18 protein-coding genes are annotated in these 20,123 nt (G+C 56.6%); 5 read left to right on the top strand and 13 right to left on the bottom strand.

Annotated features, from left to right (window positions below; translation table 11 throughout):
- Nucleotides 1–86: 86 nt before the first annotated feature.
- Nucleotides 87–1,340, bottom strand: coding sequence for a serine hydroxymethyltransferase (gene glyA, locus K6958_RS15225; protein WP_085070685.1), 1,254 nt, complete (start codon nt 1,338–1,340; stop codon nt 87–89).
- Nucleotides 1,341–1,660: 320 nt separating this feature from the next.
- Between glyA and hmpA the strand changes: the two genes are divergently transcribed.
- Both hmpA and K6958_RS15235 read left to right on the top strand, forming a co-directional pair.
- Nucleotides 1,661–2,845 (top strand): NO-inducible flavohemoprotein, encoded by a 1,185-nt coding sequence (hmpA, locus tag K6958_RS15230; protein ID WP_249891920.1) that lies wholly within the window; start codon nt 1,661–1,663, stop codon nt 2,843–2,845.
- A gap of 38 nt (nt 2,846–2,883) precedes the next feature.
- A complete protein-coding gene (locus K6958_RS15235; protein ID WP_249891921.1) occupies nt 2,884–3,576 on the top strand; it encodes an aspartate/glutamate racemase family protein in 693 nt (230 codons plus the stop codon).
- Between the two features lie 109 nt (nt 3,577–3,685).
- On the opposite strand, the gene glnB is transcribed toward K6958_RS15235, so the two are convergent.
- From glnB to purL, 5 genes are all read right to left on the bottom strand, one after another.
- Nucleotides 3,686–4,024 (bottom strand): nitrogen regulatory protein P-II, encoded by a 339-nt coding sequence (gene glnB / locus K6958_RS15240; RefSeq protein WP_038624670.1) that lies wholly within the window; start codon nt 4,022–4,024, stop codon nt 3,686–3,688.
- Nucleotides 4,025–4,144: 120 nt separating this feature from the next.
- The gene (glrR, locus tag K6958_RS15245; protein ID WP_249891922.1) at nt 4,145–5,482 is read right to left on the bottom strand and encodes a two-component system response regulator GlrR; all 1,338 of its coding nucleotides are present in this window, start codon (nt 5,480–5,482) and stop codon (nt 4,145–4,147) included.
- Nucleotides 5,482–6,210: a two-component system QseEF-associated lipoprotein QseG gene (gene qseG, locus K6958_RS15250; RefSeq protein ID WP_249891923.1), complete on the bottom strand. Its 729-nt coding sequence runs from the start codon at nt 6,208–6,210 to the stop codon at nt 5,482–5,484. Before qseG ends, glrR begins: the two co-directional genes overlap by 1 nt.
- A 6-nt stretch (nt 6,211–6,216) precedes the next feature.
- On the bottom strand, nt 6,217–7,641 hold the full coding sequence (locus K6958_RS15255; protein WP_249891924.1) for a sensor histidine kinase: 1,425 nt from the start codon (nt 7,639–7,641) through the stop codon (nt 6,217–6,219).
- 622 nt (nt 7,642–8,263) lie between these two features.
- Complete coding sequence (gene purL / locus K6958_RS15260) at nt 8,264–12,154, bottom strand: phosphoribosylformylglycinamidine synthase (RefSeq protein ID WP_249891925.1); 3,891 nt, start codon at nt 12,152–12,154, stop codon at nt 8,264–8,266.
- Nucleotides 12,155–12,418: 264 nt separating this feature from the next.
- Here purL and mltF point away from each other — a divergent pair, with 264 nt between their 5' ends.
- Nucleotides 12,419–13,876 carry a membrane-bound lytic murein transglycosylase MltF gene (gene mltF, locus K6958_RS15265; protein WP_249891926.1) on the top strand — a complete coding sequence of 486 codons (1,458 nt, stop codon included), beginning with the start codon at nt 12,419–12,421 and terminating at the stop codon, nt 13,874–13,876.
- Between the two features lie 49 nt (nt 13,877–13,925).
- On the opposite strand, the gene tadA is transcribed toward mltF, so the two are convergent.
- A complete protein-coding gene (tadA, locus tag K6958_RS15270; protein ID WP_434085220.1) occupies nt 13,926–14,411 on the bottom strand; it encodes a tRNA adenosine(34) deaminase TadA in 486 nt (161 codons plus the stop codon).
- Nucleotides 14,412–14,497: 86 nt separating this feature from the next.
- On the bottom strand, nt 14,498–15,133 hold the full coding sequence (yfhb, locus tag K6958_RS15275; protein ID WP_249891928.1) for a phosphatidylglycerophosphatase C: 636 nt from the start codon (nt 15,131–15,133) through the stop codon (nt 14,498–14,500).
- A 228-nt stretch (nt 15,134–15,361) separates the two neighbouring features.
- Between yfhb and K6958_RS15280 the strand changes: the two genes are divergently transcribed.
- Nucleotides 15,362–16,201 carry a MurR/RpiR family transcriptional regulator gene (locus K6958_RS15280; RefSeq protein WP_249891929.1) on the top strand — a complete coding sequence of 280 codons (840 nt, stop codon included), beginning with the start codon at nt 15,362–15,364 and terminating at the stop codon, nt 16,199–16,201.
- Nucleotides 16,202–16,260: 59 nt separating this feature from the next.
- Nucleotides 16,261–16,515, top strand: coding sequence for a YfhL family 4Fe-4S dicluster ferredoxin (locus K6958_RS15285; RefSeq protein WP_249891930.1), 255 nt, complete (start codon nt 16,261–16,263; stop codon nt 16,513–16,515).
- 12 nt (nt 16,516–16,527) lie between these two features.
- Here the strand turns inward: K6958_RS15285 and acpS are convergent, their stop codons facing one another.
- Genes acpS through rnc form a run of 5 tightly spaced genes read right to left on the bottom strand, consistent with a single transcriptional unit; the run spans nt 16,528 to nt 20,023 of the window.
- Entirely contained in the window at nt 16,528–16,908 is a 381-nt protein-coding gene (gene acpS, locus K6958_RS15290) for a holo-ACP synthase (protein ID WP_249891931.1), read from the bottom strand.
- The gene (gene pdxJ, locus K6958_RS15295) at nt 16,908–17,639 is read right to left on the bottom strand and encodes a pyridoxine 5'-phosphate synthase (protein ID WP_249891932.1); all 732 of its coding nucleotides are present in this window, start codon (nt 17,637–17,639) and stop codon (nt 16,908–16,910) included. Before pdxJ ends, acpS begins: the two co-directional genes overlap by 1 nt.
- A 59-nt stretch (nt 17,640–17,698) precedes the next feature.
- On the bottom strand, nt 17,699–18,433 hold the full coding sequence (recO, locus tag K6958_RS15300) for a DNA repair protein RecO (RefSeq protein WP_249891933.1): 735 nt from the start codon (nt 18,431–18,433) through the stop codon (nt 17,699–17,701).
- A 7-nt stretch (nt 18,434–18,440) separates the two neighbouring features.
- Nucleotides 18,441–19,346, bottom strand: coding sequence for a GTPase Era (gene era / locus K6958_RS15305; protein ID WP_249891934.1), 906 nt, complete (start codon nt 19,344–19,346; stop codon nt 18,441–18,443).
- Nucleotides 19,343–20,023 carry a ribonuclease III gene (gene rnc / locus K6958_RS15310; protein WP_103060105.1) on the bottom strand — a complete coding sequence of 227 codons (681 nt, stop codon included), beginning with the start codon at nt 20,021–20,023 and terminating at the stop codon, nt 19,343–19,345. The genes era and rnc overlap by 4 nt, the downstream gene beginning before the upstream one ends.
- Between the last annotated feature and the right edge of the window lie 100 nt (nt 20,024–20,123).

Consider the following 20,123-nt stretch of genomic DNA (forward strand, 5'->3'; position numbering starts at 1 on the left):
AAAGATAAGCAATTGAGGGCTTCACAGGGCATAAAAAAGCCCCGGCCAACGGGACGGGGCTTTTTGTTAAAGCGAGAGAAAAACAATCAGGCGTAAACCGGGAAGCGCGCGCAAACTTCCAGCACTTTCTGCTTCACGCGCTCGATGGTCGCTTCATCATTGATGTTATCCAGCACGTCGACAATCCAGCCGGCCAGCTCACGAACTTCCGCTTCTTTAAAGCCGCGACGGGTAACCGCCGGGGTACCGATACGGATACCGGACGTGACGAATGGGCTCTTAGGATCGTTCGGCACGCTGTTTTTGTTCACAGTGATGTTCGCGCGGCCCAGCGCGGCATCCGCCTCTTTACCGGTCAGGTTTTTATCCACCAGATCCAGCAGGAACAGGTGGTTATAGGTGCCGCCGGAAACCACGTTATAGCCGCGCTCCAGGAACACTTCGACCATCGCCTTGGCGTTCTTCGCTACCTGCTGCTGATAAACCCGGAACTCCGGCTCCATCGCTTCTTTCAGCGCCACCGCTTTACCGGCGATAACGTGCATCAGCGGGCCGCCCTGTCCGCCCGGGAACACAGCGGAGTTCAGTTTTTTATACAGATCTTCGTCGCCGCCCTTCGCCAGGATCAGGCCGCCACGCGGACCCGCCAGGGTTTTGTGAGTAGTCGTAGTGACGATATGCGCATGCGGAACCGGGTTCGGATAGACGTCTGCGGCAATCAGACCGGCAACGTGCGCCATATCAACAAACAGATAAGCGCCTACGCTATCGGCGATTTCACGCATTTTCGCCCAGTCGCATACGCCGGAATAGGCGGAGAAGCCGCCGATAATCATTTTTGGCTTATGCTGCTGCGCCAGCGACGCCAGTTCGTCATAGTTGATCTTGCCCGTCTCGTCGATGCCGTAAGGCACCACGTTATACAGTTTGCCGGAGAGGTTTACCGGAGAGCCGTGCGTCAGGTGACCGCCATGCGCGAGGTTCATACCTAAAATGGTGTCGCCCGGCTGCAGCAGCGCGGTATAGACCGCAAAGTTTGCCTGTGAACCAGAATGCGGCTGGACGTTGGCATAATCTGCGCCAAACAGCGCTTTGGCGCGATCGATCGCCAGCTGCTCAACGATATCGACATACTCACAACCGCCGTAGTAGCGTTTGCCCGGATAGCCTTCGGCATATTTATTGGTTAGCTGTGAACCTTGCGCCTGCATTACACGCGGGCTGGTGTAGTTTTCTGAAGCAATCAGTTCAATATGCTCTTCCTGACGCACTTTTTCTTGCTCCATTGCTTGCCACAACTCGGCATCGTAATCGGCAATGTTCATATCTCGCTTTAACATCCGCATCTCCTGACTCAGCTAACTTTAAACGGCACTATATGGCCCTGACGGGCGAAGGCCCACAGTGTAAACCGTTTTGCAGGTGGAAGCATAGCCTCATGGCCCGCTTTTTACGCAAACGATTGGCTTGAGCGCTGGCAAGGCCTACAGCCCGATTTGCTCTCCGCTTTTATCACGATAGTTATTCAGTCTTCGCTTGCAGTTTTTTCATTATTGTTAACCTCGGCATCCTTTATTTTTTCAGGGTTATTTACAAATATCGACAAAAGCGATTAACATGCATTTAAAATGCAACTTATAAAGCTAATCGGAGAGCCACCATGCTTGATGCCCAAACTATCGCTACCGTTAAATCTACTCTGCCCGCCGTTGCGGCGACGGGCCCCGCGCTGACCGCTTACTTTTATGACCGGATGTTTACCCATAATCCGGAACTGAAAGATGTATTTAATATGAGCAATCAGCGCAATGGCGATCAGCGTCAGGCCCTGTTCGACGCCATCTGCGCCTACGGCGCCAATCTGGAAAATCTGGCGGCCCTGCTGCCGGCCGTTGAGCGCATTGCGCAGAAACACACCAGCTTTTCCATTAAGCCTGAGCAGTATCAGATTGTGGGCAAGCACCTGCTGGCGACCATTGATGAAATGCTGCGCCCTGGCCCGGAAGTGCTGGACGCCTGGGCCAAAGCCTATGGCGTATTGGCTAATGTCTTTATCCAGCGTGAAGAAGAGATTTATCACGAGCATGAGAAAAAACAGGGCGGCTGGCGCGGCACTCGCGCTTTCCGCATTAGCGCTATTCAGCCGCAGAGCGAGGTGATTAAAAGCTTTACCCTGACGCCGGTGGATGGCAAGCCGGTAGCAGATTTCCAACCCGGCCAGTACCTGGGAGTGCATGTTCAGGACCCTGACTTCGCTAACCATGAAATCCGTCAATATTCCCTGACCCATGCGCCAAATGGCCGCGATTATCGCATCGCCGTGAAACATGAGGCGCAGGGTACGGTTTCCGGCTGGCTGCATGCGAAAGCGCAAGTCGGCGATGTAATTAACCTGGCGGCGCCGGCCGGTGACTTTTTCCTGCAGGCGGACGCCGCCACGCCCGTAACCCTGATTTCCGCCGGCGTCGGCTTAACACCCATGCTGGCGATGCTGCACGCCCTTGCTAAACAACAGCATCAGGCGCCGGTAAGCTGGCTGCACGCGGCAGAAAACGGCGCTCGCCACGCGTTTGCCGATGAAGTCGCGCAAACCGGCGCGCAGCTGGCTCACTTCAGCAGCCATGTCTGGTACAGCAACCCGCGCGCTGAAGATGCCGGACGCTTTAACGCTCAGGGCATGATGAATCTGGCCGCCGTTGCCGCCGATCTGGCTGATATTCACCGCCACTACTACCTCTGCGGCCCGGTAAGCTTTATGCAGTTTGTCGCTCGCCAGCTGTTGGATGCTGGCGTACCGAATCAGCATATTCATTATGAGGTGTTTGGCCCGCACAAAGTGGTTTAAGCTGATCTGCTGAGTCTGGGTATTTACACGGGTGAAGCATGAAAACAATCGGTTTGCTGGGCGGGATGAGCTGGGAGTCAACGGCGCTCTACTACAAGATTATCAACGAAGGCATTAACGCGCAGCTTGGCGGTTTACACTCCGCCAGGCTGGTGATGTACAGCGTCGATTTTTATGAAATAGAGCAGTTGCAGGCAGCAGGCGACTGGCAGGAAGCCGGAGAAAAGCTGGCGGCGGCGGGCCGTGCGCTGCAGGCGGCGGGCGCTGATTTTATCGTGCTCTGTACCAATACTATGCATAAAGTCGCGCCCGCCATCGCCGCGGCGACGTCGCTGCCGCTGTTGCATATCGCCGATGCTACGGCCGAAGCGATTAAAACGGCCGGACTGAGCAAAGTCGGCCTGTTAGGCACCCGTTTTACGATGGAGCAGGCGTTTTATAAGCAGCGGCTGCAAAGCGAGTATGGCATTGAAGTGGTGATTCCGGATGAGGCTGGGCGCGAAACGGTGCATCAGGTTATCTATCAGGAGCTGTGCCTGGGCCACATTAATGCCGCTTCGCGCGAGAAATATCGCGCCGTGATGGAGGATTTGGTCGCGCAGGGAGCAGAGGCGATAATTATGGGTTGCACGGAAATCACGCTGCTTATCGATCAACAGGACGCAACGGTGCCGCTGTTTGATACCACGCAAATTCATGCTGAGGCGGCCGTTGCGCTGGCCTTAGCCTGAGAAAAAGCCAGCGCCCGTCGGGTGCTGGCGCAGACCGTTCTTCTGGTTAAAAGCAACAGAGCCCAAGTCAATGCGCTATCAGCGCGCCTGGGTTTTGTCGCGTTCGCCGTTAGATCGCCTCTTCATCTTCTTCGCCGGTACGGATACGTACGACGCGCGCTACATCGTACACAAAGATTTTACCGTCGCCGATTTTGCCGGTTTGCGCCGTCTGCATAATGGTATCGACGCAGGTATCGACGATATCGTCAGCCACAACGATTTCAATTTTCACTTTCGGCAGAAAGTCGACCATATACTCAGCGCCACGATAAAGTTCCGTATGGCCTTTCTGGCGACCAAAACCTTTTACTTCGGTCACGGTCATCCCGGTGATGCCAACCTCCGCCAGTGCCTCGCGGACATCGTCGAGCTTGAATGGTTTGATAATTGCGTCAATCTTCTTCATAACGGACCCTTTTTCTCTCCCTCCGTGGCCGGACGGGTAATACTCAGACTGTGTGCGGTAGATACGCCCTGTTTTCGCAGGCTAAGCTATCATATCTGACCGCCTGAACGGCACTAAAAACTATGACTCTTTGAAGTCGTTCGCATCCAACTCGTGACGCGCCAGCAGCTTATAAAACTCGGTGCGATTACGTCCCGCCAGCCGCGCGGCATTGGTGACGTTGCCTTTGGTCATCTGCAGCAGTTTCCGCAGATAGTTCAGTTCAAACTGGTTACGTGCCTCGACAAAGGTCGGCAGCGCGGTGTTTTCGCCCGCCAGCGCCTGCTCCACCAGCGCCTCGCCGATCACCGGCGCGGAGGTCAAAGCCACGCACTGCTCAATAACGTTAACCAGCTGACGCACATTGCCCGGCCAACTGGCGCTCATCAGACGCTTCATCGCATCGGTCGAGAAGCTACGCACAAAAGGCTTATGACGTTCTGCCGCCTGGCGTAGCAAATGGTTAGCCAGCAGCGGAATATCTTCTGCCCGCTCATGCAGCGCCGGGATTTTCAGGCTGACGACATTCAGGCGGTAAAACAAGTCTTCGCGGAACTCCTGCTTTTCCATTGCTTTTGGCAAATCGCGATGGGTAGCGGAAATAATACGTACATTGATATCCAGATCGCGGTTGCTGCCCAACGGCCGCACTTTCCGCTCCTGCAGCACGCGCAGCAGCTTAACCTGCAGCGTTGGCGGCATATCGCCGATTTCATCCAAAAACAGGGTGCCGTCTTCGGCGGCCTGGAATAACCCTTCACGCGCGCTAACCGCGCCGGTAAAGGCGCCGCGCGCGTGGCCAAACAGCTCCGATTCCAGCAGCTGCTCCGGCAAGGCGCCGCAGTTGATAGCGATAAAAGGCTTCCCGGCGCGCGGGCTGGCGGCATGAATCGCCTTCGCCAGCACCTCTTTGCCGGTGCCGCTTTGCCCGTTAATCAATACGCTGACGTCAGATTGCGCCACCATATGTGCCTGCTCCAGCAGGCGCTGCATCAGCGGGCTGCGGGTGACGATCACTTCACGCCAGGCATCGTTGCTGGATGGCGCGCTGTGCGCCATCGCCTCATCAATCGCCTTATAGAGCGCATCCCGATCCACCGGCTTGGTAAGAAAGCTAAACACGCCCTGCCGCGTCGCCGAAACCGCCTCGGGTATCGAGCCGTGTGCCGTCAGGATAATCACCGGCAGGCCGGGATGCAGCTTTTGAATTTCACCAAACAGCGCCAGGCCATCCATCTCATCCATGCACAGATCGCTGATCACCAGATCGACTTTCTCTTTATTAAGCTGACGCAGCGCATCTGGCCCGCTGGTGGCCGTGGTGACCTGAAAACCTTCACTGGTCAGGCGCATGCCTAATAGCTTCAGCAGCGCGGCATCGTCGTCAACCAGCAGCAGACGGGCGGAGTTACGTGGCATTATTGCGCCTCTTTTTCATGACTGTTTTCCCCCGATGGCGCGGATGACGTACTGGCCTCATTCACATCGGGATGACTGTTATCAGAGACATCCGGCGATTTACGCGAAGAGAGCTGGCGCTCAATATCGGTCAGCGTCTCCAGTTTGCGCCGCGTCTCCGTAAGCTCCCGGCTCAGGCTGAGCTGTTTTTGCCGCAGGGCATCAAGCTGGCTATCGCTGGTCTGCTGCAGATGATGATAGCGCGTTCGGCTTTCTGATAACTCGAGCTGGGCCGCCTGATTATTACGCCATAGCTGCAATAGCGGGCGTACCGAGGCGGGATAGGCCATGCTAAAGCTATCCAGCTGTTCAACATACTGACGACGCTCAACCGGCGTGACGTTGCCATTATCCAACAGGATCCCCTGCTTGAAACTGTTTTGCCAGTTGGTGGCGGGCCAGCCGTGCGCCTCCGCCCGCGCCTGTACCGGCGACAGCCGCGCGGCGCAGTCAATGGCGCGCATCCAGTAAAGCGGGTTTTTGATGCTGTTGCCGTCGTCGATATGCCAAACGCGGGTGCAATCCACGGCGAGGTAATCAACAATATTGATTTTCGGCTCAGGCGGCGTCGCGGCCTGACGCGGTAAAACGCTGTGTATCGGCTGCTGACAGGCAGCAACCAGTAAGGCCGACAATAACAGCAGACGACGGCCAAAACCTTGTGCGGCAGAGAATGTAAATATGGTCATTAGCTATCATTTCCCGGCGCTCAAATTAAGTTCTATACGGAAGCAAACCTCAGCCTGTTCCGTGGTGATAAGCTGCAGATCGCCCTGCATACGCCGCAGACAGTCTTTGGCAATGCTCAGCCCCAGCCCGCTGCCTTTGACGGCCCCTTTACGCTGCTGGCTCCCCTGGAAAAAAGGCTCGAAGATCATCGCCTGTTCCGCTTCAGGGATCGGCGTGCCGGTATTGGCTACATCAATCCATACCCGATTGCCCTGTTTCTGACTGCGCAGCCAAATGGTACCGGATTCACTGCCGTAATATACAGCGTTGGAATAGAGATTATCGATTACGCGCATCAACAGCATGGGTTCAGCGCGGCAGGTGGTTACCTGCAAATCCACCTCGGTTTGCATTAACTTACTGCGCGCCGGGAGCGCGTGCGTATCCACCACGCTGTGAATGATCTCCGCCAGGTTCACCGTTTCCAGCGCCTGCGGGCTGTCGGCCAGCTTGCGGTTGTAGTCAAGCAGTTGTTCGATCAAACGCTGCAAATGTCGGCTGCTGCCGTCCAGGATGGCGACCACCTCTTTTTGATCGGCGGTCAACGGCCCGGCCACCTCATCCGCCAGCAGTTCGGTCCCTTCACGCATACTGGCCAGCGGCGTTTTCAATTCATGAGAGATATGGCGTAAAAATTCATGGCGCTGTGACTCCAGCCATGCCAGCCGCTCGCTCAGCCACAGAATGCGTTGGCCCAGCGCCCGGATTTCCCGCGGGCCTTTAAAGCTCACCATATTGCCCAGCGGCCTGCCCTCCCCCAGTCGATTGATCATTCGCTCGACCGCTTTCACCGGCCCGATAATCATGCGGGTGAACAGCAGCACCAGCCCCAGCGTGACGATAAACAGCAGCAGCGCCTGCCAGCCAAAGAACTGACCGCGCTCGGCGATTTCCCGCTGCAGCTGTAAGCCGCGCGAAAAAGCGGTTTCCCGCGTGGCCTGTACCATCTGCGCATTGGCGCTGGAAAAAGACGCCAGGCTCTCCGTGGCGCTGCTGATCGGGTTACTGTTCAGGCAGTGCAGCTGTTCCAGCCGGGTCAATGCCTGCCGCAGGCTTTGCCAGGCGCGCAGGTCGGGCAGTACCTGGGCGTGCGCATCCAGCATTTGCGAGTAACGCGCGCGCTGGGTCTGATAAAGGCGCGCCAGCATCGGATCGCCCAGCACGCAATATTGTCGATAGCTGCGTTCCAGCTCCAGCGCGGTGCGCGCCATCGCTTCACTGCGCCGCACGTCAGTTAAGGTGGTGCGATTGGTGTCGGCCGCCTGCTGGCTAAGCGCGGAAAGGCTTTCCCAGGCCTGCCAGGCCAGCACCAACAGCGGCAGCAATACCAGCAAAAACGCCATCAGCACCAGCTGACGCAGGGAACGCGGGAAAAATCGCCAGGTTTTCACATGCAATATCCTTTTTGAAGTGGGAATGATGCTAGCGAACAACGCGGCAGGAGGAAAGCCTGAAACCGGCAAGGCAAACGGAAACGCGGCGGTCGCCGCAGAAATAAAAACGGCAGAGCCAAAGCTCTGCCGTTTTTGATGCGCTGAAGGTTCACCGCATTTGAATAGGTGGTGCCTAACTCAACGTTGCGCCCGGTGTTTGATAAAGTCGCAAGCAAGCTATTATCGGTACGTGGACGGCAGGCACCGTATTGTGCGTCATTCGGAGTTTTATGAAGCGCTTGACCGCGTTAGCAGGGCTGTCATAAGGAGGTGAATGAGCCACTGCCGATATATTAGCAAATAATATGCCAACTTTGTAATTTTTATATAAGTCGCTAATTAATCAGGATTTATGCCATTTACTTCCTGTTTCTCTGCGCGTAAGACAAATCGCTGCTGCCTTTTCTGTCGCTTATCAACAACAGTTGACAACCATTATCCAATAATAACCAGTTATCAATAGGTTAAATGTCTCCTTTTAGAGACACTCTTTATACTATCCTGTCGCATTTTAGCAACAGCGCTAAATATAAAAAAAACCGCAGCGGAAACCGATGCGGTTTTTTTAACAGGTAAAGAATTAGCCTAACTGTTTACGTGCGTTACGGAAAATACGCATCCACGGACCGTCTTCGCCCCACTCAGCTGGATGCCAGGAGTTGCTTACGGTACGGAAGACGCGTTCCGGATGCGGCATCATAATGGTTACACGACCATTTTCACTGGTCACGGCGGTAATGCCGTTCGGCGAGCCGTTAGGGTTAGCCGGGTAGTTTTCCGTTACCTTGCCGTAGTTATCGACAAAACGCAGCGCCACTACGCCTTTGGCTTCCAGCGCGGCAAGATGAGCGCCATCGCGCACCTCAACAAAGCCTTCGCCGTGTGATACTGCAATCGGCATCCGCGAACCGGTCATGCCTTCCAGCAACAGCGACGGGCTGGCTGCTACCTCAACCAGACTAAAGCGCGCTTCAAAACGCTCGGACTGGTTGCGGACAAATCGCGGCCACAGATCGCTGCCGGGGATCAGCTCACGCAGGTTAGACATCATCTGGCAACCGTTACAGACGCCCAGCGCCAGGGTTTGTGGACGATGGAAGAAGGACTCAAACTGATCGCGTACGCGGCTGTTGAACAGAATGGATTTCGCCCAGCCCTCGCCGGCGCCCAGCACGTCGCCATAGGAGAACCCGCCGCAGGCGACCAGCGCCTGCATCTCTTCCAGGCCGATGCGTCCCGCCAGCAGATCGCTCATATGCACATCTACCGCATCGAAACCGGCGCGATGGAAAGCCGCGGCCATTTCAACGTGCGAGTTAACGCCCTGCTCACGCAGCACGGCGACTTTTGGCCGCGCGCCACGGGCAATAAAAGGCGCGGCGATATCGTCCTGCGGATTAAAGGTAAGCTGAACGTTCAGCCCCGGATCGTTATCATCTTTTTTCGCTTGATGTTCCTGATCGGCACAGTCCGGGTTATCGCGCAGGCGCTGCATTTGCCAGGTTGTTTCCGCCCACCAGACGCGCAGCGTGGAGCGGCTTTCGCTGTATACCACATCGTTGCCCGCACGGATCTCGAAGCGATCGCCCGGCAGCGCTTTGCCAAGGTAGTGAACACAGTCGCTCAGGCCATATTCGCCGAGCAAGGCTTCTACCGCGGCGCGATCCTGCGCTTTCACCTGAATTACCGCGCCCAGCTCTTCATTAAACAGCGCCGCCAGCGCATCCGCGCCCAGCGTGGCGATATCCGCCTCGATGCCGCAATGGCCGGCAAACGCCATTTCCGCCAGCGTAACCAGCAGGCCGCCGTCGGAGCGGTCGTGATAGGCCAGCAGCTTGTTCGCCTGAACCAGCGCCTGCATCGCCCGGAAAAAGCCTGCCAGCTGCTCGACGTCGCGTACGTCAGCCGGCTTATCGCCCAGCTGACGGAACACCTGCGCCAGGGCTGTCGCCCCTAACGCGTTATGCCCTTTGCCGAGGTCGATCAGCAGCAGCGCATTATCTTCCGCCGCCCGTAACTGCGGGGTGACCGTGCGGCGCACATCTTCAACGCGGGCAAAGGCGGTAATCACCAGCGAGAGCGGCGCGGTGATTTCACGCTGCTCGTTATTCTGCTGCCAGCGGGTTTTCATCGACATTGAGTCTTTACCCACCGGAATCGTTAGCTCCAACGCCGGACACAGCTCTTCGCCAATGGCTTTTACCGCCTCGTACAGGCCAGCATCTTCGCCCGGATGCCCGGCGGCGGCCATCCAGTTAGCCGAAAGCTTCACGCGCTTCAGCGCGCCAATATCGGTTGCCGCCAGGTTAGTTAACGCCTCTCCCACCGCCAGACGGGCCGAGGCGGCAAAGTCCAGCAGCGCCACCGGCGCGCGTTCGCCAATGGAGAACGCTTCGCCATGATAGCTATCCAGGCTGGCGGTGGTAACCGCACAGTTAGCCACCGGTATCTGCCACGGACCGACCATCTGATCACGCGCCACCATCCCGGTTACGCTGCGATCGCCAATGGTAATCAGGAAGGTTTTTTCCGCTACGGTCGGCAGATGCATCACGCGTTTTACCGCCTCTTCCAGCGTCAGGTCGTCGCGTACCAGCGCCTCGCCCTGCGCCTGCTGACGCTTGACGTCGCGCGTCATCTTCGGCGTTTTGCCCAGCAGCACGTCCAGCGGCATATCAATCGGCTGATTGTCGAAATGACTATCGGAAAGCGTCAGATGCTGCTCTTCCGTCGCTTCGCCAATCACCGCATACGGGGCGCGTTCGCGCTGGCACAGCTGATCAAACAGCGCCAGTTTGTCTGGCGACACCGCCAGCACGTAGCGCTCCTGTGATTCGTTGCACCAGACTTCAAGCGGGCTCATGCCCGGCTCATCATTAAGAATATCGCGCAGGTTGAAACGCCCGCCGCGTCCGCCGTCACTCACCAGCTCCGGCATGGCGTTCGACAGGCCGCCCGCGCCGACATCATGAATAAACAGGATCGGGTTCTGCTCGCCCAGCTGCCAGCAGCGGTCGATCACTTCCTGGCAGCGCCGCTCCATTTCCGGGTTATCGCGCTGTACGGATGCAAAATCGAGATCGGCATCGGACTGGCCGGATGTCATTGATGAGGCCGCGCCGCCGCCCAGGCCGATATTCATCGCCGGCCCGCCCAGCACGATCAGTTTCGCGCCCACGCTGATCTCGCCTTTCTGCACATGATCGGCGCGGATATTACCGATACCGCCCGCCAGCATAATCGGCTTATGATAGCCGCGCAGCTCGGTGCCGTTATGGCTGTTGACGCGCTCTTCATAGGTACGGAAATAGCCGTTCAGCGCCGGACGACCAAACTCATTGTTGAACGCCGCGCCGCCCAGCGGGCCTTCGGTCATAATATCCAGCGCGCTGACGATACGATCGGGCTTGCCGAAATCTTCTTCCCACGGCTGTTCAAAGCCCGGAATGCGCAGGTTAGATACCGAGAAGCCCACCAGCCCTGCTTTGGGCTTGGCACCGCGGCCGGTTGCGCCTTCATCACGGATTTCGCCGCCGGAGCCGGTTGCCGCGCCCGGCCACGGCGAGATCGCCGTCGGGTGGTTATGGGTTTCCACTTTCATCAGGATATGGGTCGGCTCCTGATGGAAATCGTAAACGCCCTGCTGCGCATCGGCATAGAAGCGTCCCACCGCCGAGCCCTCCATCACCGCCGCGTTATCTTTATAGGCTGACAGCACATAGTCCGGCGTCTGGGCAAAGGTGTTTTTGATCATTTTGAACAGGGATTTCGGCTGCGATACGCCGTCAATCACCCAGTCCGCATTGAAAATTTTATGGCGGCAATGCTCAGAATTGGCCTGAGCAAACATATACAGCTCGATATCATTCGGGTTGCGCCCCAGTTTTTCGAACGCCGCCAGCAGATAGTCAATTTCATCATCGGCTAACGCCAGGCCCAGCTTCTGATTGGCCGCCTCCAGCGCCGCGCGCCCTTGCGTCAGGATATCCACGCTCTGCAGCGGCTGCGGCTGCTGCTGTATAAACAGCTGTTCCGCTTCCTGTAGATCGCTAAATACCGTTTCCATCATGCGATCGTGCAGCAGCGCGGCCAGCTGCGACCATTGCGCGTCGGTGAGCTGCGGCGCCTGCAGATAAAAGGCCAGACCGCGCTCCAGACGACGCACCTGCGGCAGATCGCAATTATGAGCGATGTCGGTCGCTTTAGAAGACCAGGGAGAAATGGTGCCCGGACGGGGTATTACCAGCAGCAAACGCCCTTGCGGCGCATGTTCGGCGAGAGAAGGACCGTATTTCAGCAGACGTTGCAGGCGGGATTTTTCTTCTGCGTTCAGCGGTGCGCTGACATCGGCAAAATGGACGTACTCGGCGTAAATATCACTCACCGGCAGGTGAGCGTCCTGAAAACGGGTCAGCAGTTTGTTTACACGAAATGCCGACAGAGCGGGCGAACCACGCAGAATTTCCATCATTAAGATCTCTCGTCAGAGCGCCGGAGGACGCTTCTTTGGGCGCAACAGGGAAAACGGGCGACATTATAAAGAAACGGGGCCGCTAACGAAACCGTTTGCGTGGAAATTTCCGCGCTGCGAAATAGCCTGAAAATTGCGCAGTTCCTGCTATTAAAGTTGCTCTATGCCGCTTTGTTGCGCAAAATGCCCCACGCTCTGGGATTTAATAGATAACAAACGCTGCCCGAAGAGACAGAGGCCTGAGAGCCACCGAGAGATAACTATTTGAAACGCCTGAAAATTAATTATCTGCTTATCGGGTTGATCACCGTGCTGCTGGCAGTAGCGCTTTGGCCAACCATCCCGTGGTACGGCGGGACACAGGATAAAATTGCGCAGATAAAATCGCGGGGAGTGCTACGAATTAGTACCATTAATTCTCCGCTGACTTACTACACCGTCAATAACGCACCGGCTGGAATGGATTATGAGCTGGCGAAGCGATTCGCCGATTATCTGGGCGTAACGCTACAGGTTACCGTTCGGCAGAATCTGAACGACCTGTTCGACGACCTTGATGATGGCGATGCCGATCTGCTGGCTGCCGGGCTGATTTATAACAATGAGCGGCTGGCGCGTTTTCGTACCGGCCCCAGCTACTATTCCGTCTCACAGCAGCTGGTTTACCGCATCGGCACCTCGCGACCGAAAAACCTTGGCAACCTTAAGGGGCGGCTAACGGTTGCGTCCGGCTCCGCTTATATGTCCACGCTGCGCAACGTCAAAGAGAACCAGTATCCCGATTTGGACTGGGCGATCTCTACCGATCAGAGCCCAAAAGCGCTGCTGGAAGCGGTAGCGGACGGCGAACTGGATTATACCATTGGCGATTCCGTCACTATCGGCCTGCTGCAGCGTATCCATCCGCAGCTGGCGGTGGCGTTTGATATTACCGATGAGGAGCCTGTCACCTGGTACATGCAGCGCGACGAGGATGACAGCCTTTACGCAGCGATGCTCGATTTCTTTAGCCAGATGGAAGAAGAAGGCGCGATGGCCCGGCTGGAAGAGAAATACCTGGGGCATGTCGGCGCCTTTGACTATGTCGATACCCGCACTTTCCTGCGCGCTATCGACGACATTCTGCCCGGCATCAGGCCGCTGTTTGAGCGCTATGCCACAGAGATAGACTGGCGACTGCTGGCGGCGATCTCTTATCAGGAATCGCACTGGAATCCGCAGGCGACATCGCCTACCGGCGTGCGCGGTCTGATGATGCTGACCCGCAACACCGCCGACAGCCTTGAGGTGAGCGATCGTCTCGATCCGGAACAGAGTATTCGCGGCGGCAGCGAATATCTGCAGCGCATGATGGAGAAAGTCCCCTCCTCCGTGCCGGAAGATGAACGCATCTGGTTTGCATTGGCGGCCTATAACATGGGCTATGCGCATATGCTGGACGTGCGTAAGCTGACGGAAAAACAGGGCGGCAATCCGGATAGCTGGGCTGACGTGAAGCTGCGTCTGCCGATGCTGAGTCAGAAACGCTACTACACTCAGACCACCTACGGCTATGCGCGGGGCCACGAAGCCTATAACTATGTGGAGAATATCCGCAAGTATCAGCTCAGTCTGGTGGGCTATCTGCAGGAGCAGGAGAAAAAGCTGGCCCAGCGCAAAGCGCTGGAGGCCGCTTTAGGCGACGGCTATCCGGCGGTTGCGCCTGATATCGCCATGAACTGAATCAGCGCCAGAAGGGTTGCGCCAGCGGGCGGCATACGCTGAATCGGCTTCAGGAAGGATGCGTCTGCTGCGCGGCCCGTTGCGCCAGGCGCTGCGCGCGTTTTTGCTCGCGACGCATACGAAAGAAATCGCTAAGCATGGCGGCGCATTCATTTGCCAGTACGCCATGCTCTACTTTCACCTGATGGTTCATGCCCGGATGCCCTAAAATATCCACCAGCGAACCGGCCGCGCCGGTTTTTTCATCCCTGGCGCCAAACACCAGCCGGCTTATGCGGCTATGCACAATCGCTCCCGCGCACATGATGCATGGCTCCAGCGTGACATAAAGCGTGGTATCCAGCAGGCGATAGTTTTCCAGCACCTTACCGCCCTGACGCAACGCCATCATTTCAGCATGGGCCGTTGGGTCGTGTTGGCCGATTGGCCGATTCCAGCCTTCGCCGATCACCTGTTCGCCCTGTACCAGCACCGCTCCTACCGGAACCTCGCCCTGTTCACGCGCCCGATGCGCCAGCTGTAAGGCATAGCGCATCCAGTATTCATCATTTGTTTCGCTCACGGTACTCTCCAGCGGAAAAATGCGGCGGGCATTATAACCAAACCTGCCAGCAGACCAAATTATTCCAGCTGTTGCAGTTCGCCATGAGGCGTAACGCGCCAGCGATGCTGGCAAAAGTAAAGCAGCGGATTATCCTGCTTGCTGTCGCTATAGCCACTGTAGAGCTGTAACGGCGTACCAATTTTTTCCTCCAGCTGCACCACCTTCTCGTGTCCGAGGCAGCGCAGGCTAAGCACCCGTCCGCCCCAGCCTCGCGTCATCTGACTGGCGATAAGCTTAACGCGCGGCAGAAAGGCGGAATCGAAATAGACCTGTTCCACTAACGGTTGCGGCGAACCGGTGATCAGCCAGACGTCGGCATCCTCGCTGCTGAGATAATCGGTTAAGCGTTGCTGCACCACCGGAAACGCCACCACGCGCTGGCGAAACCAGCGGGCAAAATTCGCCTCGCGCCGCTGTAAGGCCGCCTCGCTGTGGCCAAAGGTGATAGACCACAACAGCAGGCTCATCGGCCAGCGCGCCGCGCGTCCCTTGATCAACATCCCGATGCCTACTACCGGCAGCAGCACCACCACCAGCAACAAATTAAGCGGTTGTCGCCACAGCAGATAGCGCATAAAGGTGCCGAACATATCCTGTTGATGTAAGGTGCCGTCCAGATCGAAAAATACCACCCGTCGTTGCGAGTCCGCCATTAAACCGCTCTCCTTCAATAAGCCTTTTGCGTCAGCATTCATTAGTGTAGACAGTAGCAGCCATCGCTGGCTAACGGCAGCGCCGCTGCAATGTAATTTGGCTTCCGCTTTGATCCGCGTTATAAAATTACATAAACAATGCTTTATGCTTATTCTTCAGAGGTTAAGTAGCTAAAGCGGCGTGCAGGCCTGCCTTTAGCGGGCAATATCAATCTGAAGGAGTCTGCCATGAGTGCCCTGTTACGCATCCGCCAACTCTATTCCGGGCTGGCGTTGAATGAGCGTCGGCTGGCCGATTATCTTCTGGCGCAGCCCGCCCATGCCTGTCAGCTTAGCTCGCCGCGGCTGGCGCAGGAGGCGGGCGTTAGCCAGTCCAGCGTGGTGAAGTTCGCGCAGAAGCTAGGCTATAAGGGATTTCCGGCGCTCAAGCTGGCATTGAGTGAATCCTTACAGGCGAAAGAAGCGATTACGGTACATAACCATATTTTAAGCGGCGATCCGTTAAAAGTGGTGGGCGAGAAGCTGTTTACCGAGAAGGTTTCCGCTATTCGCGCCACGCTGGATATCAATAGCGAAGATAAGCTACTGGAGACGCTTGATTTAATGAAGCGCGCCGATCGCATTGTGCTGGTCGGCATGGGCGCTTCCGGTCTGGTGGCGAAAGATTTTTCATGGAAGCTGATGAAAATCGGCATTAGCGCGGTGGCCGAGCAGGATATGCACGCCCTGCTGGCCAGCGTACAGGCCCTGCGCGCCGGTGATTTGCTGCTGGCCATTTCCTACAGCGGCGAACGCCGTGAGATCAATCTGGCCGCGCAGGAGGCGGTGCGCGTGGGCGCCTATGTGCTGGCCTTCACCGGTTTTACGCCGAACACGTTGCAGCAGTGCGCCACCCACTGTCTTTATACCGTGGCGGAAGAGCAGAGCACGCGCAGCGCCGCTATCTCCTCTACTTCGGCTCAGCTGGCGCTGACCGATCTGCTGTTTATGGCGCTGGTACAGCAGGATGCCGAGCGCGCCTCCAACTATATGCGGCACAGCGAGTCGCTGGTAAAAAAACTGGTATGATCTGTTAGCGAGCGTATAATGACCGCGCTTTACGTTATTCAGGCAGGACCGGGAACATCATGGCGTTACTGATTACGAAAAAATGCATTAACTGCGATATGTGCGAACCGGAGTGTCCTAACCAGGCGATTTCGATGGGCGATGACATTTACGTTATCGATCCCTGGCTTTGTACCGAATGTGTGGGGCATTACGATGCGCCAACCTGTATGAGCGTCTGTCCGATCGATAACACCATCATTACCGACCCGGCGCATCAGGAAAACCGCGAACAGCTGTGGGAAAAGTTTGTGCTGATCCAACAGGCAGTATGAGGCGTTGCCGCCTCAGCCTTCAATAATCACCGTCGCACACGCGTAGTGACGCTCATCGGCCAGCGTGACGTGAACGTTTTGTACCCCCAGCTTTGCAGCCAGCTCGGCAGCCTGCTGAAAAAAGCGCAGCCCCGGCTTGCCCAGCGCATCGTTATAAACTTCAAACTGATTAAACGCCAGGCCGCCACGAATACCGGTGCCGAAGGCTTTTGCCGCCGCCTCTTTTACCGCAAACCGCTTGGCGAGAAAACGCACCGGCTGCTGGTGCGTCTGATACTGTTGCCACTCGTTTTCACTTAGCACGCGACGCGCCAGGCGATCGCCTGAACGGCTTATCACCCCTTCGATACGCTCAATTTCAACGATATCAGTGCCCAGCCCGAGAATAGCCATTAGCGACGCGCTTCTCGCATCAGCTGCTTCATCTCTTTTACCGCCTCCGCCAGTCCGCTCATCAGCGCGCGACCAATAATGGCGTGCCCGATATTCAGCTCGTGCATTTCCGGCAGCGCGGCGATCGGCAGCACGTTATGGTAGGTAAGCCCGTGCCCGGCGTTAACCTTCAGCCCCTTTGAGGCCGCATAGCTGGCCGCCTGCTGAATACGCGCCAGCTCTGCGTCACGCGCGCCGCCCTCTTCCGCTTCGGCGTAAGCGCCAGTATGAATTTCAATATAAGGCGCGCCCGTGGCGACGGCTGCGTCAATCTGGCGCTCATCGGCATCAATAAACAGCGAAACCTGAATCCCCGCCGCGCTCAGGCGTTTTACCGCCGCGCTTACGTTCGCCTGCTGACCTGCGACATCCAGACCGCCTTCGGTGGTCACTTCCTGCCGCTTTTCCGGCACCAGACAGCAAAAATGCGGCTTGAGCTCACAGGCGATGGCCAGCATCTCTTCAGTGACTGCCATCTCCAGATTCATGCGCGTTTCAATGGTCTGCCGCAGCAGGCGCACATCGCGATCGGTAATATGTCGGCGATCTTCACGCAGATGCACGGTGATGCCGTCAGCGCCCGCCTGCTCGGCAACGAAAGCCGCCTGAACCGGATCGGGATATTGGGTGCCGCGGGCGTTACGCACGGTGGCGATATGATCGATATTAACGCCTAATAACAACTCAGCCATGACAGTCCTCAGAATGTTGCAGTTATTCAGGCAGCGAAGCGCCTCGGCGCTTGCTGTATTTACTCCTGGCGATCCGGCGTTTCAGCACGCTTTTTGGGAATAAACTGGCGGAACAGCTCCTGGCTTTTTAACGGCTTGCCGCCCAGCCACGGCTTTAACGCCATACGGGTAAAGCGTTTTGCTGCGCGCAGCGTATCGCCATCCGGAAAATCACGCTCCGCGAGCGCGCGCAGCTGCCGTCCGGTAAAGCTGCGCTGGTTTATTACCAGGCTGGCGATAAACCCTTTTTCTTCACGATAGCTGTAGGTCATGCCATCTTCAATCTCTTCTCCGGTGCCGGCGCAGTGCAAAAAATCGACGCCGTAACCTAAATGACCGAGCAGCGCCAGCTCAAACCGACGCAGCGCCGGTTCCGGGCTGCCGTTGGCCTGCGCCAGAGACTGAATACAGTGGAGATAATCAAAGAAGAGTTCGGGAAAGGGCGTTTCATGCTCCAGCACGCGCGCTACCAGCTCGTTAACGTAGAGGCCGCAGTAGAGGGTCATGCCGCTTAACGGCAATGCCAGCGAGACCGCTTCCACATTGCGCAGGGTTTTCACTTCGCCACGGCCGCCCCAGCGCACCAGCAGCGGCGTAAAAGGCTGGAGCGCTCCCTTGAGGTGGGAGCGCTTCGAGCGAGCGCCTTTGGAAATCACGCGCACCCGACCATGATTTTCGGTAAACAGATCCAGCATCAGGCTGGTTTCGCTCCAGGGCCGTCCATGCAGGACAAAAGCGCGCTGCCAGCCTTCCATTCAGTAATCAGAGATCGTCAACGTAGCCCAGGCTACGCAGCGCACGTTCGTCATCCGCCCAGCCAGACTTCACTTTAACCCACAGTTCAAGATGCACTTTCATCTCAAACAGCTCTTCCATATCCTTACGCGCTTCAATACCGACGGTTTTGATTTTGGCCCCTTTGTTGCCAATCACCATCTTTTTCTGGCCTTCACGCTCAACCAGAATCAGGCCATTGATATCATAGCCGCCACGCTCATTGGTAACGAAGCGTTCGATCTCTACCGTGACCGAATAGGGCAGCTCGGCGCCAAGGAAACGCATCAGCTTTTCACGGATGATTTCCGACGCCATAAAACGCTGCGAGCGATCGGTAATGTAATCTTCCGGGAAGTGGTGATCGGCAATCGGCAGACGTTTGCGTACGATGCTGGCGATAGTATCCACGTTTTTCCCGCTTTCCGCGGAGATCGGCACCATATCCATAAAGTCCATCTGCTGGCTCAGGAACTGCAAGTGCGGCAGCAGAATCGATTTATCGGTAATGTTATCGACTTTGTTGATGGCCAGCAGCACCGGCACTTTGTTCTCTTTCAGCTTGTTGAGAACCATTTCATCATCCGCCGTCCAGCGCGTGCCTTCCACCACAAAAATAATCAGCTCAACGTCGCCGATGGAGCTGCTGGCGGCACGGTTCATCAGGCGGTTAATCGCCCGCTTCTCTTCGATGTGCAGGCCGGGCGTATCCACGTAAATCGCCTGCCAGGCACCTTCGGTATGGATACCCATAATCCGGTGGCGCGTGGTTTGCGGTTTACGCGAGGTGATGGAAACCTTCTGCCCGAGTAACTGGTTCAGCAGCGTGGATTTTCCAACGTTGGGGCGGCCGACAATCGCAATAAAGCCGCAGTGCATCTGTTGTTCGCTCATTCGAGTCCTAACTTAATCAGCGCCTGTTCGGCCGCTGCCTGTTCAGCTTTACGACGGCTTGAACCGGTGCCAACCACCGGCTCTGCCATGCCGCTCACCTGACAGTGAATGGTAAATTCCTGATCGTGCGCTTCGCCACGTACCTGCACCACCAGATAGGAGGGCAGCGGCAGATGACGACCCTGCAGATACTCCTGCAGACGCGTTTTGGGATCTTTCTGTTTGTCGCCCGGGCTAATCTGATCCAGACGGCTTTGATACCAGTTGAGGATCAGCTGCTCGACGGTCTGGATATCGCTGTCGAGAAAGACGCCGCCGATTAACGCTTCAACGGTATCGGCCAGGATCGATTCACGACGGAATCCGCCGCTTTTCAGCTCGCCAGGACCCAGGCGCAGGCATTCGCCTAAATCAAATTCGCGCGCCATCTCCGCCAGGGTATTGCCCCTTACCAGCGTCGCGCGCATGCGGCTCATATCGCCCTCATCCACGCGAGGAAAGCGGTGATAAAGCGCATTAGCAATAACAAAGCTCAGGATGGAATCGCCAAGAAACTCAAGACGCTCGTTGTGCTTGCTGCTGGCACTCCGGTGGGTTAATGCCTGTTGCAGCAGATCCTGATGAGTAAAAGTGTAGCCCAGCTTTCGCTGGAGCTTATTAATGAGGATGGGATTCATGCGATACCAATTTCAATAATGCGTCAATTATGCTGCATACGAAACAGGGCTGACAGCGGTCAACGCTAAACAGTTTCGTTTGCAGTGGCTTCCCGCAGGC

The sequence above is a fragment of the Mixta hanseatica genome (assembly GCF_023517775.1).
GTDB classification, from domain to species: Bacteria; Pseudomonadota; Gammaproteobacteria; order Enterobacterales; family Enterobacteriaceae; genus Mixta; species Mixta hanseatica.

Excerpts from the sequence above, each read along its gene's own strand:
- glyA (WP_085070685.1), bottom strand. The coding sequence starts at position 1,340 with ATGTTAAAGCGAGATATGAACATTGCCGATTACGATGCCGAGTTGTGG.
- hmpA (WP_249891920.1), top strand. The coding sequence starts at position 1,661 with ATGCTTGATGCCCAAACTATCGCTACCGTTAAATCTACTCTGCCCGCC.
- K6958_RS15235 (WP_249891921.1), top strand. The coding sequence starts at position 2,884 with ATGAAAACAATCGGTTTGCTGGGCGGGATGAGCTGGGAGTCAACGGCG.
- glnB (WP_038624670.1), bottom strand. The coding sequence starts at position 4,024 with ATGAAGAAGATTGACGCAATTATCAAACCATTCAAGCTCGACGATGTC.
- glrR (WP_249891922.1), bottom strand. The coding sequence starts at position 5,482 with ATGCCACGTAACTCCGCCCGTCTGCTGCTGGTTGACGACGATGCCGCG.
- qseG (WP_249891923.1), bottom strand. The coding sequence starts at position 6,210 with ATGACCATATTTACATTCTCTGCCGCACAAGGTTTTGGCCGTCGTCTG.
- purL (WP_249891925.1), bottom strand. The coding sequence starts at position 12,154 with ATGATGGAAATTCTGCGTGGTTCGCCCGCTCTGTCGGCATTTCGTGTA.
- tadA (WP_434085220.1), bottom strand. The coding sequence starts at position 14,411 with ATGCGCTATGCCTTACAGCTGGCGCATCGGGCGCGTGAACAGGGCGAG.
- yfhb (WP_249891928.1), bottom strand. The coding sequence starts at position 15,133 with ATGGCGGACTCGCAACGACGGGTGGTATTTTTCGATCTGGACGGCACC.
- K6958_RS15280 (WP_249891929.1), top strand. The coding sequence starts at position 15,362 with ATGAGTGCCCTGTTACGCATCCGCCAACTCTATTCCGGGCTGGCGTTG.
- K6958_RS15285 (WP_249891930.1), top strand. The coding sequence starts at position 16,261 with ATGGCGTTACTGATTACGAAAAAATGCATTAACTGCGATATGTGCGAA.
- acpS (WP_249891931.1), bottom strand. The coding sequence starts at position 16,908 with ATGGCTATTCTCGGGCTGGGCACTGATATCGTTGAAATTGAGCGTATC.
- pdxJ (WP_249891932.1), bottom strand. The coding sequence starts at position 17,639 with ATGGCTGAGTTGTTATTAGGCGTTAATATCGATCATATCGCCACCGTG.
- recO (WP_249891933.1), bottom strand. The coding sequence starts at position 18,433 with ATGGAAGGCTGGCAGCGCGCTTTTGTCCTGCATGGACGGCCCTGGAGC.
- era (WP_249891934.1), bottom strand. The coding sequence starts at position 19,346 with ATGAGCGAACAACAGATGCACTGCGGCTTTATTGCGATTGTCGGCCGC.
- rnc (WP_103060105.1), bottom strand. The coding sequence starts at position 20,023 with ATGAATCCCATCCTCATTAATAAGCTCCAGCGAAAGCTGGGCTACACT.